A 15343-nucleotide genomic window follows, 5' to 3' on the forward strand; every position below is an offset into this window, starting at 1 on the left:
GGCCTCCTAGAAGTGCAGCTGCACGCCCCAACGGAAGCTGTAATCGTAGCGCTCGCGCTCGACCAGTTGCGTCTTGATCCCGATATAGCGGCGCCACGCCGCGTCGGTCAGATTGAGCGCCTGACCGAAGAACGTCAGCTGCGGCGTCACCTGATAACTCAAATTCACATCCAGCTGACCGTTGCTGTCGGTATATTGATCGGTCGCCGCAGTCGCGCCGAGCGTGTCGAGATAGGGCGAGCGATAGGAATATGCCGCGCGCACCGCAAAGCCGTATTTCTCGTAGAACAATTGCGCGCTGCCGACATTCTTCGATTGCAGGAACAGCGGCACGTTGCCGGTGCGCGGTATCGCGCCCAGGATCGTGCCCTCGCCATGCCCCTCGATATGCGCATAGTTCGCGGCCACGCCGAAACCGTCGAGCGGCGATGGCAGGAAAGTGAAGCGGATCTGGGCGTTCGCCTCGATGCCCTTCACATACGCGACGTCGATGTTGCGCGGCTGCACGAGATCGACCGCCGCGAACGTCTGGCCCGCGCCGAACGTCTGCCCGGCAAAAGTGCCGGTCGTGGCGACTTGGGTCTGGGTGTAGATCGGGTTGTCGATCTTTTTGTAGAACAGCCCGACCGACAGCATGCCCTGGCCCGGCAGATAATATTCGACGCCGAGATCGGCATTGAGCGCCTTGTACGCCTTCAGATCGGGATTGCCGAGCGTAACGACAGGGCGCGGGCTGGTCGTAAGATCGACCGAAACATATGGCGAAAGATCGGGATAGTTCGGTCGGCCGATCGCGGTGGTCACCGCCGCCCGCACGACGAGGTCGCGCGTCGCGTCGTAGCGCGCGTTGAGGCCCGGGAAGAAGTCGGTATAATCCTTCGCGCCGAACGCGTTGAAACCCTGGTTCAGCGCGGAATTGGCCGTGATGAGCTTCGCCTTGGTCCGGTCGCGCGTATGTTCGACCCGAACGCCCGGCACGAGCGTGAAATCGCCAAGCTTGAGCGTCGCCATCGCATAGCCGGCATAGATCCGCTCGGTCACATCGTAATCGTTGGCAAGGCTGTTGTTGAGCGAGCTTGCAATATTGACGGTCGCCACGCCCGGGTTCGCCGCCTGGAAGGCTTCCGCCGCGTCGTAACCGATCCGCGGGCCGAAGAGATAACGGCCGTCGTAGAAGTTGGTATCGCCGATATAGGCGACACTGGCGGCGGTGAATGTTCGTCCGCTGGTCAGCCCGTACACCAGAATATCGCGCTCGTTGGTTTTGTGCCGGTCGAGATATTTAAGGCCCGCCTTGATCGTCGAGTCCGATCCGATGCCGATGGGCAATGTCACGTCGGCACGCCCCTGCCACAGCGTCTCGACCGCGAGGCGGCGATCGTAATTGACCTGCTGAAAATTATACGCGGACAGATTGTCGGCGGGCCGCACGGTCGGCGTAAAGAGATACGGCGTGTCCGAGATATCGTAATTGACTGTCAGCGCACTTGTGCCGGTGCGGAACGTATATTCCGAGCGCAGCGGATCGCGCTTTTGGGCCCGGGTCCAGCTACCGGCCAGATCGAGCTTTGCATCGCCGAGAGTGAACGAACCGCCGGTCTGGAGCGACTTGGTGTTGTCCGTCTCCTGCCGCCGGCGGATGCGCAGGATGCCGCGGCCCCTGAAAGTTCCGGTGGTGGCGGTCTGGTTGGTAAAGGCGGACTGGCTGTCGATGATGAACTGGTCGCGCCGCTCGTTATCGTCGAAGGTCGAATAGGTGCCGCGCAGGAACAGCTTGACCGCGTCGCTCGGATGCCAGTCGAGATTGGCCACCACGCCCTGCCGGGTTCGGATGAGGTTGTAATCGCGCAAGGCAGCCGTATCGGGCACCACATAGGCCTGGTTCGCGCCCGTAGAGACGGCAGGTACGCGGTAGTTGGTCGACCCTTGGAAATTCTCGGATTCGATCGGCCGCTGCGAGTAATTGTACGAGATCACCGCGCCGAATTGGCGATCCTTGCCGAACCGTCCCCCGACCTGAATGTCGCCCTCGTAAGGATGCCCGCCGTTGAGATGATACGATCCGTACTGCAACCTCGCATCGGCGAAGAGCGGCTTGCTGCGGTCGAATGCCGTCAGCGTGCGGATGTTCACCTCGCCGCCGATGGCGTTGGCGTCCTGGTCCGCCGTCAGCGATTTCGTGACGATGACCGAATTTATCAGCGCAGACGGAATGTCGTCCAGCTTGACCTGGCGACCGTCGGGCTCGGGCGCGGGGAGCGTCAATCCGTTCAGCACGACGTTGACCAGGTTCGGATTGATACCGCGAATGATGACGTAGCGCCCTTCGCCCTGATCGTTGGCGACCGAGATGCCCGGCAGGCGTCGCACCGCTTCCGCGACATTCTGATCGGGCAGCTTGCCCACGTCGTTGGCGTAGAGCGCTTCAACGAAATTGAGGGCCGCGCGCTTTTCGGCGATCGCCTTCCGCTCGCCCAATGCAGTGCCCGTGACGACAATATCGGAGTCGGCGGCATCCGTTGCCTCCGATGCCATGGGTTCCGCTTGCGGGGCGACTTGCGCTAAGGATGCGGCCGGCAAACCCGCCAAAAGAGACGCACCGGTCAGCAAGACCGTTGTTCGACGACGCATTCAAAGTCCCCCCAGCAAGACGCGATTCTTTGCTCGGGCAGCCCCTATTTCGAACACGCGACCCTTTTATGACAAGATCAGGCCGATTGCTCGGTGGCGGCTTTTCTTGACGAATTGGATGCTGCTGCGGTCTTGCTCACCCCGCAAATTCATACGTCGGCATGCCCGTCGCACCGGTTTCGACTTCGAACAGAGCGCCGTCGAATTCGGACTCCGGCAAGCCGGTGGCGGCCGAGGTGACGAACAGGCGGTCGAGCGCATCGCCGGCAAAGGCCATGTTGGTGATCTGGCGCGCCGGCAGCGCGATGGCGTGGTCGAGCGTGCCGTCGGGCGCGAAGCGGCTGATCCGGCTGCCGCCCCAGTGCGCGACCCATAAGCCGCCGGCGGAATCGACCGTCATGCCGTCGGGATGGCCGTCCGCTTCGGCGAATTGGATGAACGGCTGGCGATCCGCAATCGAACCGTCGGCGGTGAGAGCAAAGCGGTAGATCGTCCGCCGGGCGGTGTCGCTGTGATACAGCCATTGCCCGTCACGGGAAAAGGCCGGGCCGTTGGGGACGCGATACCCCTCGTCCATCCGCGTCCAACTCCGTTCGGGATCGAGCCGGTAGAGCGAGCCGCTATCATTCTCCTCGGCCATATCCATCGTGCCGAACCAGATGCGACCCTGAGCATCGGCCTTGCCGTCGTTCATCCGGTTGCCGGGCAAATGCGGCTCGGGATCGACGATCGGACGGATCGCGAGCGGATCGAGATCGATCTCGGCGACTCCGCTCTGGAAACCGCCTATCAGCCCGCCGCCGCTGCGCCGCACGACCCAGCCGATCGGTTCGGGCATCGCCCAGCGTGTGATCGTCCCGTCGGAGATCGACAAGCGATTTAGCGCCGGCGCGAGGATATCCACCCAGTAGAACGCCTGGTCGCGCGGGGACCAACATGCCCCTTCGCCCAATTGGTCGCGCACATCGCGCGCCACGATCCGCCATTCCGCCACGATCGGCTCCTTAGTGCCAGCTTCTCAGTGTCAGCTTTTCAATGATTGTCGCGCGGCAGGCCCATCGTCTGGGCGATCCGCTGATACTTTTCCGCACCCTCTAGGATTGCGCCGGTATCCATCTGCCCGACGATCGCACGCTGGATTTCCTGCCACGGCGTCTGTGAAGCGGGATAGGCATAACCGCCCTTCGCCTCGAGCGCCGCGCGCCGCGCCGCCAGTTCGTCGTCCGACAAAGCGACATTCACCGTGCCGCGCTTGAGATCGATGCGCACCCGATCACCGGTTTCCAGCAGCGCGAGGCCGCCCATCGCCGCCGCCTCCGGGCTGGCGTTCAGGATCGACGGGCTGCCGCTGGTGCCCGACTGGCGACCGTCCCCCACGCAGGGCAGTGCGCCGATGCCTTCGGTGATGAGATAGGCCGGCGGGCGCATATTGACGACTTCGGCCGCTCCCGGATAACCGATCGGCCCCGCGCCGCGCATGAACATCAGCGTTTCGGGTGTGATGCCCAGAGCGGGATCGTCGATCCGGTGGTGATAATCCTCCGGCCCGTCGAACACCACGGCCGGCCCTTCGAACGCTTCGGGATCGTCCGGGTTGGACAGATAACGGGCGCGGAACTCGGCGTCGATCACGCTGGTCTTCATGATAGCTGCGTCGAACAGATTGCCCGACAGGACCAGGAACCCCGCCTCTTCCTTCAGCGGCCGATCGAACGTGCGGATGACCTTGTCGTCCTCAATCGTAGCCGTTCGGCAATTGTCGCCGATCGTCCGGCCGTTGACGGTCATCGCGCCTTCGTGGATCAGGCCCTGGCCCATGAGTTCGGCGACCACCGCCGGCACGCCACCGGCCCGATAATAATCCTCGCCGAGATATTCGCCCGCCGGTTGCAGATTGACCAGCAACGGCACCTTGTGGCCGACCGTCTCCCAATCCTTCAACGGCAGTCCGACCCCGATGTGACGCGCGATCGCGGCAAGGTGGATCGGCGCGTTGGTCGATCCGCCGATCGCCGAATTGACGACGATCGCATTGTGGAACGCCTCGCGCGTCAGGATGTCGGAGGGTTTCAGATCCTCGGCGACCATCGCCACGATGCGCTTGCCGGTGAGGTATGCGACCTCCTGCCGGTCGCGATACGGCGCGGGGATCGCGGCGGACCCGGGCAGCATCATGCCGAGCGCCTCGGCCAGCGAGTTCATCGTGCTGGCGGTGCCCATCGTGTTGCAATAACCGGTCGAGGGGGCCGAACTCGCCACCAGCTTGATGAAGCCTTCGTCGTCGATCTCGCCGGTCGCGAGCAATTGGCGCGCCTTCCACACGATCGTGCCCGATCCGGTGCGCTCGCCCTTGTGCCAGCCGTTGAGCATCGGCCCGACCGACAGCGCGATGGCGGGCAGATTGACCGTTGCCGCCGCCATCAGGCACGCCGGCGTCGTCTTGTCGCAGCCGGTGGTCAGGACGACGCCGTCGAGTGGGTAGCCGTAGAGCGATTCGACCAGCCCGAGATAGGCCAGGTTGCGATCCAGCCCGGCGGTCGGGCGCTTGCCCGTCTCCTGGATCGGGTGGACCGGAAATTCCAGTGCGATGCCGCCCGCCTCGCGAATGCCCTCGCGGATGCGTTCTGCCAGCACCAGATGGTGGCGGTTGCAGGGGGAGAGGTCACTGCCGGTCTGGGCGATGCCGATGATCGGCCGGCCCGACCGCAACTCTTCCAGGCTCAACCCGAAGTTCAGATACCGCTCCAGATACAAAGCGGTCATGTCGATATTGTCGGGGTTGTCGAACCAGGCGCGCGACCGGAGCTTGGGGGAGGGGGCGTTGCTGTCGGAGGTCATCGATGGTCCCGTTATCGGCGAAATGGAAAGGCGGTGAATGCGGAGCGGATCAGGAGTTGGCGCGGATCGCGGCGATCCGTAGCGGCAGCGGACGCAGCCGCGATGCGGTTGCGGTCCGCAGAATGCAGCCTGATCTTGCGCTTGATCTTGGCATGTCGCCTCCCCGACGCGGATGCCATTGACGCATCCTTGGCACCCATATAGTCCGACAAATAAATATAGCGCAAGCCGCGACGCGCAGAGCGCCGGGCGTGCAGAACAGTGGAGATAGGGTGATATGGCACTACCGCCATCGACGATGGGATATCCGGGCGCACAGCCGGATCAAAAGAGCTTCAGCTACGCGCCGGCGCTCAGCCTGCTCGCCACCCTGTTCTTCATGTGGGGCTTCATCACCGTCATCAACGGGACGCTGCTGCCGCACCTGCGCAGCGTGTTCGATCTGTCCTACACCCAGACGACGCTGATCGAGAGTGTTTGGTTCATCGCCTATTTCTTCGCCTCGATCCCTTCGGCAAAGCTGATCGAACGGGTCGGCTATCAGAAATCGATGGTGATCGGGCTGGCGATGATGGCCGGCGGCGCGCTGGTCATGGTGCCGGCGGCGCGCATCCCGTCCTATGAGGTTACTTTGTTCGCATTGTTCGTGATCGCGAGCGGCATCACGTTGCTGCAGGTCGCGGCAAACCCCTATGTCGCGGTGGTCGGCAAGCCGGAGACGGCGTCTTCGCGGCTGAACCTGGTGCAGGCGTTCAACTCGGCGGGTGCGACTTTGGCCCCCTTGTTCGGCGGGTATCTGATCCTCGGTCGCACGACATCCGGCACCGCCGCGGCCGGCGCCGCCGCGCTGACGCCGGTTGAGCGTCTTGCCGACGCGCAATCGGTGGTACTGCCTTATGTCATCGTCGCGGTCGTACTGGCGGTGCTCGCCGTCGTCATTGCCCGCTTCCCGTTGCCGGCGATGGGCGCGTCGACCCAACGGGCCGCCAAGGCCGAGCGCAAGTCGCATTCGCTGTGGCAGCATCGCAATCTGGTGTTCGGCATTCCGGCGATCTTCATCTACCTGATCGCGGAAATCGGCGTCGGCAATCTGTTCATCAACTTCGTGTCCCAGCCGGAGATCGGCAACCTCACGCACCAGCAGGCATCGAACTATCTGTTCCTGTTGTGGGGCGGGATGATGGTCGGCCGGCTGGTCGGCGCGTTCGTCATGCAGAAGGTGGATGCCGGCCATGCGCTCGCCTTCGCCAGCATCGGTGCGACGGTGGTGATGCTGATCGCCGCCTTCACCACCGGCCATGTCGCGATGTGGGCTTTGATCTCGGTCGGTCTGTTCCATTCGATCATGTTCCCGACGATCTTCACGCTCGGCATTCGCGGGCTCGGGCCTTTGACCGAGGAGGGATCTGGATTGCTCATCATGGCCATCGCCGGCGGCGCGCTGGTGATCGTACAGGGTTGGCTCGCCGACCATTACGGCCTCCAATCGTCGTTCCTGCTGACCGCCGCGTGCGAACTCTACGTGTTGTTCTATGCGGTGTGGGGATCCCGTCCGACGCATGTGCTGCCCGATCAGGTCGTCGGCTAAGCCTCGTCCAAGAAGTTATGTCGGACTAATAGGAGAATTCGATGTCCCGGACCTTGCGCGGTTTCGCCGCAGCCCTTTTGCTGTCGGCAAGCGCGATCGCCGGAGCACAGGTCGCGCCCGGCACTCAGCCGGCGCAGACCGAAGCGCCCGTCACGGTGACGGTGCATGGCGACCGCCCCGGCCCGGTGTACGACCGTCGGATCTTCACGCAGTTCGCCGAGCATCTCGGCACCGGAATCTATGGCGGGCTGTGGGTCGGCCCCAATTCCGACATCCCCAATACGCGGGGATTCCGCAACGACGTGGTCGCCGCGCTCAGGGGTATCGCCGTGCCGGTGATCCGCTGGCCCGGCGGCTGCTTCGCCGACGAATATCATTGGCGCGAGGGGATCGGTCCGAAGGCCAAGCGCCCGGTGAAGATCAACACGCATTGGGGCGGCGTGACCGAACCCAATACCGTGGGCACGCACGAATTCATGGACCTCGCCGAACAGATTGGCGCGGAGGCCTATATCGCGGGCAATGTCGGCAACGGCAGCCCCCAGGAAATGGCCGAGTGGGTCGAATATATGACCGCACCCGCCGGCACGCTGGCCGATGAGCGCGCGAAGAACGGCCGCAAGGCGCCCTGGGCGGTGCCGTATTTCGGCGTCGGCAACGAATTGTGGGGCTGCGGCGGCAATATGCGGCCCGAATATGCCGCGGATCTGACGCGGCGCTACGCCACCTTCATCAAGGCTCCGAAGGACACCCGGATCATGAAGATCGCGAGCGGTGCCAATGTCGATGATTACCGCTGGACCGAGACGATGATGCGCGAAGTGACCGGGCAGGTCGATGCGCTGTCGCTGCATTATTACACCATTCCGGGCAGTTGGCCGCCGCGCGCCTCCGCCAGCGTATTCGACGAAGCGGGCTGGGCCGAGACATTGTCCGAAGCCGAGCGGATGGACGATCTGATCACCCGGCACAGCGCGATCATGGACAAGGCCGATCCGCAGAAGCGGGTGTGGTTGGCGGTGGACGAATGGGGCACTTGGTACGCTGGCGATCCGGGCACCAATCCGGGGTTCCTGCGCCAGCAGAATACGTTGCGCGATGCACTGGTCGCGGCCGTCCACCTTAATATTTTCGCCAAACATGCCGACCGGGTGAAAATGACCGCGATCGCGCAGATGGTGAACGTGCTGCAGGCGATGATCCTGACCGATGGCCGGAAGATGGTGCTGACGCCGACGTATCACGTCTTCGCGATGTACAAGGGCTATATGGACGGCACCGTCCTGCCGATCGACGTTAAATCGCCGTGGTATAACAAGGACAAGTGGACGATGCCGGCGGTCAGCGCTTCGGCGGTGCGCGGCAAGGACGGCGTGGTGCGGATCGCGCTCGCCAATCTCGATCCGAACCGGGCGCATGACGTATCGGCCACTTTGCCGGGCGTGACCGCACAGAGCGTTTCGGGACAGGTGCTGACCGCGCGCGCGATGACCGCGCTCAACAGCTTCGACGCGCCGAATACGGTCGTGCCGGTCGCCTTTAGCGGGGCGCGGCTCGCTGGCGGTACGCTGGCGGTGACGCTGCCGCCGAAATCGGTGGTGATGTTGGAGCTGAAATGATGCGGCGGACGATCTTTTCGGCGATCGCGCTGACGCTCGCCACCGCCGCGGGTGCGCAACAGGCTCCAACGCTGAATAGCCGGTTGAGCGGCGATCTGACCCCGACGCACGATCCGGTGATCGCGCGCGAGGGCGACACCTATTACGTGTTCGGCACCGGCATGTCGTCGCGCACGTCGAAGGATCTGGTGCATTGGGTGTCGGCCAAGCCATTGGTCGATAACACGCTGCCCGATTGGGCCGCCAGGGCCGTGCCCGGTGCCAAGGGCATGTGGGCACCGGACATCGCGTTCGTGAACGGCCGGTGGCATCTATACTACGCCGCCTCCACCTTCGGCTCCAACCGCTCGGCGATCGGCCTGTTCACCAGCAAGACGCTGGACCCCGCCGCGCCCGGCTATGGCTGGCGCGACGAGGGGATGGTGCTGATGTCAACCGCGCAGGACGATTTCAATGCGATCGACCCCAATTTCATCATGGATCGCGACGGTCGCCACTGGCTGTCGCTCGGCAGTTTCTGGACCGGGCTGAAGCTGTTCGCGCTGGATGCGAAGACCGGCAAGCTCGCCGATCCCAAGGCCAAGCCTTATGCGATCGCGCGCCGCCCCGCGCCGATGGGCGCGCCTGCGCCGGTCGAGGCACCGTTCATCATCGATCACGGCGCCTATTACTGGCTGTTCGCGTCGTACGACTATTGCTGCAAAGGCGCGAACAGCACCTATTACACTGTGGTCGGCCGTTCCAAGGCGATTACCGGGCCGTATCTCGGCAAGGACGGCAGCAGCATGATGCAGGGTGGCGGCACGACCTTCCTGCGTGCCGATCTGGCCGAGAAGCAGCGCTTTCGCGGGCCGGGCCATCTCGGGTTCCTGCACGACAAGGACGGCACGGATTACGTCGCCTACCACGCGTACGACCGTGACAATAAAGGCGTGCCGACGCTGCGGATCGCGTCGGTGATTTGGGGGCCGGACGGCTGGCCGAAAGCGGAGGATTGAATCATGGATAGTTTGACCCGACGTGGCTTCATCGCCGGCACCGCGACCCTGGCCGCAGTGCCCGCCATCGCGCGCAAGGCCGCGCCAGCAGCGGCGATCGTCAACCCATTAGTACGCCATCGCGCCGATGCGCAGGTGTTCCGCCACACCGACGGCTGGTATTACATGACCGGATCGGTGCCCGAATATGACCGGCTGGTGCTGCGCCGGTCGCGGACGATCGCCGGATTGTCCACCGCCCCCGAGCGCGTGCTGTGGCGGCATCTCGCCAAGGGGCCGATGTCGGGTTTCCTGTGGGCGCCCGAACTGCATCTGATCGATGGCAAGTGGATCATGTATTTCGCCGCGGGCCCGAGCGGCGGCGGCGAGGACGTGTTTCGCATCCGTACCTACGCAGTGGTGTGCGACGGGGCCGATCCGATGACCGGCACGTGGAGCGTGCTGGGGCAATTGCGGACCGCATGGGACAGCTTCAATCTCGATTCGACCAGCTTCGTGCATCGCGGCACGCGCTATCTGTGCTGGGCGCAGCGCGAGGAGGGGATCGACACCAATTCGAACCTGTACCTCGCCCCGCTGAAGACGCCGCTGACGCTGGCGGCGAAGCCTGCGCGGTTGACCGTGCCGACGCTCGATTGGGAGGTGCGCGGCTTCAAGGTCGCCGAGGCCCCCGCTTTCCTCGCGCGCAACGGGCAGGTGTTCATCACCTATTCGGCCAGCGCGACCGATGCGCGGTATTGCATGGGCATGCTCCGCGCGAAGGACGATGCCGATCTGATGGATCCGGCGGCCTGGACGAAATCGCCGCAGCCGGTGTTCAAATCCTCACCCGAACACAAGGTGTGGGGGCCGGGGCATAACAGCTTCACGGTCGATGAGCGCGGCCGCGACATGCTGGTTTATCACGGGCGCGATTACGAGACGATCAAGGGCGATCCGCTGTTCGACCCAAACCGCCACACGCGCGTGCAGCCGTTCGACTATCACACGGACGGCAGCCCGGATTTCGGCGTGCCGCTGGCCAACGGGCGGCTGTAACGGCGATCGCTGCTTGCATCGTGCCGACACAAGCTGAACCCGGTGCGCGCAATAGTCAGACAACCAAATGGCCGACCCACCCCGGTAATTCGGGTGCGGTCGCGTTGGTTCGGCACGCGTGTCATGGCGCTATCTACGCACCTACCGCGTTCGTCTTGCGGCGACATATGTTTCTAAATTGCAACAGGGTTCTATTTCTCCGACAAATGCATCTTGCTTCGGCCGCGCTAAAATTCTAGCAGGGGCGACGCCGCTCGGAATACCGACGGCCGTACAAGGGGAAGAGGGTGATGAAGAGCAAGTCGGTATTGAGTGCGTCCGTCGCGGTATTCGCGCTGATTGTCGGACTTTCGCCAGCGGCGGCACAGACGAAACCCGCCAAGCCGGCGACCGATGCGCAGGACGCGCCGAAGCCCGACGCCCCGACCGACCAGAGCGCGAATCCCGCCTCACCCGACGCCGCCGTCCAGGAAACGCCCGATGACGGCTCCAGCATCACCGTCACCGGCTTCCGCCGCAGCCTCCAGTCCGCGCAGAACATCAAGCGCCTGTCCGACGGCATCGTCGATGCGGTCGTCGCCGAGGATATCGGCAAGCTGCCCGATACGTTCGCATCCTCCGCGCTGCAGCGCGTCGCTGGCGTGGCCGTCACGCGTGGCGGCGGCGAAGCGGCGGGCGTCACCGTTCGCGGCCTGCCCGATCTGACCACCACCTATAACGGCCGCCAGATCTTCACCGCCGAAGGGCGCTACGTCCAGATCCAGGACTTTCCCGCCGGCACGGTCGCGGCGCTCGAAGTGTACAAATCGGGCCTCGCGCCGCAGATCGAGGGCGGCATCGCCGGTGCGATCAACGTGCGCGGACGCAAGCCGTTCGACTTCAACGGCTTCGAACTTTCCGGGTCGATCAACGGCGTACTCTCGCAGCAATCCGAGAAGATCGTGCCGAACGGCAACCTGTTGATCAGCGACCGCTGGAACACCGGTGTCGGCGAGATGGGGCTGTTGCTCAACGTCTCCTATGTCGGCATCAACTTCATGGATTCGACCCGCGAGCAATCGCTGGTGATCGCCACGACCGATGCGAACAATGCGCCCGGCGTACAGCCCGGCCTCCGCTTCCCCGATGCGCAGGGCAATTTCCTGGGCTACGGAGCGCGCTATCGCCCGTCGGCCAATGCCGCGTTCCAGTGGAAGCCGACGCCGGAACTCGAAATCTACGCCGACGGCCTGTATCAGGGTTTCCGGTCGAAGGATTACAACCGGTACATGTTCGTGCCGATCTTCGGCGGCATCACGCTGTCGAACGTGACGACGATCCCCGGCACCAACCAGATCTCGACCGCGACGGTCAGCGGCGCGGTGCGGCCGGATGGTTTTAGCGGCTCGTTCAACGGCAAGACCGATACCTATCAGGCAGGCGGCGGCGCGATCTGGAAGCGGGATCGCCTGCAGATCTCGGCCGATGTGGCCTATACGGATAGCAAGTACACGGCGGATCTCGTCAACGTCGATTATGCGATGGCCAGCTCGCCGGTGCGCAACGTTCAGTTCAATGCGCCGCAAGATGGCGGAGCATCGCAAAGTTACGTCAATTACAATATCTCCGATCCCGCCAATTACATCAGCCGTGGCCTTTATCAGGAGCGGCTGGTGGTGAGCGGTCAGGACTGGCAGGCGCGGACCGACCTGACATATGACATCGATTGGAGTTTCTTGAAGCGATTGCAGGTCGGCCTACGCTATGGTGATCGCAAGGCCACACGCGATTTCGGTAATTCGTACTTCAACAACGAAGGCCTGCGAATTCCGTTGACCTCGCTGCCAGGGGCGGACGTCAGAGCAACGCTGCCAGGCTTCACCTATAACGATGCGCAGCCCAACAAAACATATGCTGCGATCACGCGCGACAGCATCCGCGATAATCTGGTAGCGTTACGCACCTTCTTCGGGACGCCAACCGGTATCCCGACCAATAATCCCGGCGATAATTTCCGCGCCAACGAGAAGTCCTACGCCGCTTATGCGCAGCTGAAATACGGCTTCGATCTGGGTAATGTCGTTGTGGATGGCGTTGCGGGGTTGCGTGCCGTCAAGACCAAGACCCGGATCAGCAGCTTCGGATCCGTCGATGGTGTGCTCACGCCGCTTGCCCGCGAGAGCGAATACAATGACTATCTGCCGAACGTCAGTGCGCGTATTGCCCTGAACGACAAGCTCCAATTGCGCCTGGCCTACACGCAAACCCGCACGCGCCCGAACTTCATCGATCTTCGTCCGAATCTGTCGCTGGGGCAGGCGCTGGATCCCGCCACTCTTCCTGACGGCGATCCCTGCAAGCCGGTAGCGAATAGAGGTACTCCGGACTGCATCGTCCGCCTGGCTCGCCCCGCGTCCGGTGGCAATCCGAACCTGAAGCCGCTTACCTCGAATAACTATGATGTGAGTGCGGAATATTATTTCTCGCGGACCGGATCGTTCACCGCGGCGGTTTTCCGCCATGACGCACAAGGGTTCGTCGTGGCTCAGGAGAACTTCTACACCGATCCGGTATATGGCCTCCTTCGCGCATTTCAGCCGATAAATCTCGGCAAGACACGCCTTCAGGGTGCGGAAGTCACCTTCACCAGCTTCCTGGATATCGACAGCCTGCCGACATGGGCAAAGGGCTTCGGTATTCAAGCCAACGGCACGTATATCGATGCCATCGGCGATCTTCCGCCCAACATCGCGGCAACCCGTGGCAGCACTCGGGGAGATTTCCCGGGCGTGTCGAAATGGGCCTACAACGTGGTTGCGCTGTACGAGAGGCCGATGTTCTCGGCGCGCGTCGCGTACAATTATCGTTCCGACTTCGTGTCCTACTACAGCAACGAGCCGCTCGATCCGTTTGGGCACGCCGTTATTGAAAAGGGTCGTGGCCAGGTCGATTTCTCGACTTCGATCACCCCTGTGCCGAATATCACGGTCGCGTTCGACATCATCAATCTGCTCGGCAATCCCTTGCAGCGTACGCGCGAATTCAATGCCGGCACCTATACGCGGCAGACGATCTATCTCGAACGCGCTTATTCGCTCGGCGTACGGTTCCGCTTCTGATCGAAAGGACAGGGCATGAAGCTTTTCGTTCTGTTGGGTGCGGCGGCTTTGGCCGCACCCGTGATCGCCCAGACGGCAGAGGCGCCCAAATCGCCGGAAGCGGCGTTCGCCGAACGTCTGGTCAATGATCCGCGAGCGGAGGCGCTGCGCCCGTACGGCCAGCCGATCCCGCCCGAGGTCCGCTCGGACAAATCGGTCCAGTTCGGCAAGGCGCTTCGCATTCCGATCAGCAGCCCGACAGCCGAGTTCGGCCGCGTCGGGGTGGTCACGCCGACGCTGAAGCCGGTGAAGGCGGGTGACCGCGTCGTCGTTGCCTTCTGGGCGCGCGCGCAGCGGACGGAGGCGAATGCGCCGGGCAAGATCTGCCGCGTCCAGCTCGAAGCGACGCCGGTGGTGCGGACGATCTTCGAACAGCCCTTCGACATCACGCCGGAGTGGAAGATGTACAAGCTGATGGGCAAGGCCGATCGCGCCTATCCGGCCGGTGGGCTGAACGCGGCGTTTCATCTCGCCTGCGCCAAGCAAATCATCGATATCGGGCCGGTGTTCGTGCTGGATTACGGCCAGTGAGATATCTGCTGCTCGCCGCCGTCGCGCTGGCATCGGTCACGCCGACCGGTGCGCTGGCCGACAATCCGCAATTCCAGGGCGCCGATCCGCACGCGATGTATGTCGACGGCGAATTGTGGGTGTTCCCGACCGGCGGCCCGGGTGGAAGCTGGGAAGCGGACCGGTTCGGCGCCTTTTCCTCGACCGATCGCAAGCATTGGAAGAGCCGCGGCGAACTGATCCGGCGCGATCAGATTACATGGATCGGTGACGACGGTGCGCGCGAGCATTTCCTATGGGCACCGGGCGTCGCGACGCGCGGCGGCAAATGGTATCTCTATTATTCGGTCGGCCCGCAGAACCCGACGCCCAGCCGCATCGGCGTCGCGGTCGCCTCCCGCCCCGAGGGACCATATATCGACAGCGGCAAGCCGCTGTTGACCGGCGAACTGGTCAAGGACGGGCGCGGTTTCGAGGCGATCGATCCGATGACCTTCGTCGATCCGAAATCGGGCAAGGCCTATCTCTATGCCGGCGGCAGTGCCGGCGCGAAGTTGCGCGTGTTCGAGCTGACGCCCGACATGATCAATGTCGATCACGAGATCATTGTCGCCACGCCGCCTGAATTCACCGAAGGCGCGTTCATGCATGAGCGCAACGGCGTCTATTACCTGTCCTACAGCCACGGGCATTGGAACGGGCCGGATTATTCGGTGCATTACGCCACCGCCAGCTCGCCGACCGGGCCGTGGAAATATCGCGGCGTGATCCTGTCCAGCGATGCGCGGCACAAGGGGCCGGGGCATCACAGCTTCGTGCAGGATCCCAAGACGGGGCAGTGGCTGATCGTCTATCACCGCTGGGAGAAGCCGGCCGGCGGCGCGCCGTTCAAGGGCGAGCGGCAGATCGCGATCGATCGGCTGAACTATGCCAAGGACGGGACGATACTGCCCGTTCGGATGACCGACTGACAGAGCGGCCGAT

The 15343-nt window shown here is 63.4% G+C and carries 9 protein-coding genes and 1 pseudogene; 7 read left to right on the top strand and 3 right to left on the bottom strand.

Annotated features, from left to right (window positions below; translation table 11 throughout):
* Positions 1 to 6: 6 nt before the first annotated feature.
* From U1738_RS15915 to U1738_RS15925, 3 genes are all read right to left on the bottom strand, one after another.
* Positions 7 to 2535: a TonB-dependent receptor gene (locus U1738_RS15915; RefSeq protein ID WP_332790033.1), complete on the bottom strand. Its 2529-nt coding sequence runs from the start codon at positions 2533 to 2535 to the stop codon at positions 7 to 9.
* A 232-nt stretch (positions 2536 to 2767) separates the two neighbouring features.
* Complete coding sequence (locus U1738_RS15920) at positions 2768 to 3625, bottom strand: SMP-30/gluconolactonase/LRE family protein (RefSeq protein ID WP_332790034.1); 858 nt, start codon at positions 3623 to 3625, stop codon at positions 2768 to 2770.
* Positions 3626 to 3663: 38 nt separating this feature from the next.
* Positions 3664 to 5469: an IlvD/Edd family dehydratase gene (locus U1738_RS15925; RefSeq protein ID WP_332790035.1), complete on the bottom strand. Its 1806-nt coding sequence runs from the start codon at positions 5467 to 5469 to the stop codon at positions 3664 to 3666.
* Positions 5470 to 5767: 298 nt separating this feature from the next.
* Between U1738_RS15925 and U1738_RS15930 the strand changes: the two genes are divergently transcribed.
* The 7 genes and pseudogenes from U1738_RS15930 to U1738_RS15960 all read left to right on the top strand — a co-directional run bounded on the left by U1738_RS15930 (position 5768) and on the right by U1738_RS15960 (position 15330).
* Complete coding sequence (locus tag U1738_RS15930; RefSeq protein WP_332790161.1) at positions 5768 to 7057, top strand: sugar MFS transporter; 1290 nt, start codon at positions 5768 to 5770, stop codon at positions 7055 to 7057.
* Positions 7058 to 7098: 41 nt separating this feature from the next.
* A complete protein-coding gene (locus U1738_RS15935; protein ID WP_332790036.1) occupies positions 7099 to 8676 on the top strand; it encodes an alpha-N-arabinofuranosidase in 1578 nt (525 codons plus the stop codon).
* A complete protein-coding gene (locus U1738_RS15940) occupies positions 8676 to 9674 on the top strand; it encodes an arabinan endo-1,5-alpha-L-arabinosidase (RefSeq protein WP_332790162.1) in 999 nt (332 codons plus the stop codon). Before U1738_RS15935 ends, U1738_RS15940 begins: the two co-directional genes overlap by 1 nt.
* Before the next feature lie 3 nt (positions 9675 to 9677).
* Positions 9678 to 10709 (top strand): annotated as a pseudogene (locus tag U1738_RS15945) (glycoside hydrolase family 43 protein); the annotation flags it as partial.
* A gap of 293 nt (positions 10710 to 11002) precedes the next feature.
* Positions 11003 to 13810 (top strand): TonB-dependent receptor, encoded by a 2808-nt coding sequence (locus U1738_RS15950; protein WP_332790037.1) that lies wholly within the window; start codon positions 11003 to 11005, stop codon positions 13808 to 13810.
* A 15-nt stretch (positions 13811 to 13825) separates the two neighbouring features.
* Entirely contained in the window at positions 13826 to 14380 is a 555-nt protein-coding gene (locus U1738_RS15955; RefSeq protein ID WP_332790038.1) for a hypothetical protein, read from the top strand.
* Positions 14377 to 15330 (top strand): family 43 glycosylhydrolase, encoded by a 954-nt coding sequence (locus tag U1738_RS15960; RefSeq protein WP_332790039.1) that lies wholly within the window; start codon positions 14377 to 14379, stop codon positions 15328 to 15330. Before U1738_RS15955 ends, U1738_RS15960 begins: the two co-directional genes overlap by 4 nt.
* Positions 15331 to 15343 lie beyond the last annotated feature (13 nt).

It is taken from the genome of Parasphingomonas caseinilytica (genome assembly GCF_036663755.1).
GTDB lineage: Bacteria > Pseudomonadota > Alphaproteobacteria > Sphingomonadales > Sphingomonadaceae > Sphingomonas.

Coding starts and splice junctions, on each gene's coding strand:
- U1738_RS15925 (WP_332790035.1), bottom strand. CDS start 5,469: ATGACCTCCGACAGCAACGCCCCCTCCCCCAAGCTCCGGTCGCGCGCC.
- U1738_RS15935 (WP_332790036.1), top strand. CDS start 7,099: ATGTCCCGGACCTTGCGCGGTTTCGCCGCAGCCCTTTTGCTGTCGGCA.
- U1738_RS15955 (WP_332790038.1), top strand. CDS start 13,826: ATGAAGCTTTTCGTTCTGTTGGGTGCGGCGGCTTTGGCCGCACCCGTG.
- U1738_RS15950 (WP_332790037.1), top strand. CDS start 11,003: ATGAAGAGCAAGTCGGTATTGAGTGCGTCCGTCGCGGTATTCGCGCTG.
- U1738_RS15915 (WP_332790033.1), bottom strand. CDS start 2,535: ATGGCATCGGAGGCAACGGATGCCGCCGACTCCGATATTGTCGTCACG.
- U1738_RS15930 (WP_332790161.1), top strand. CDS start 5,768: ATGGGATATCCGGGCGCACAGCCGGATCAAAAGAGCTTCAGCTACGCG.
- U1738_RS15940 (WP_332790162.1), top strand. CDS start 8,676: ATGCGGCGGACGATCTTTTCGGCGATCGCGCTGACGCTCGCCACCGCC.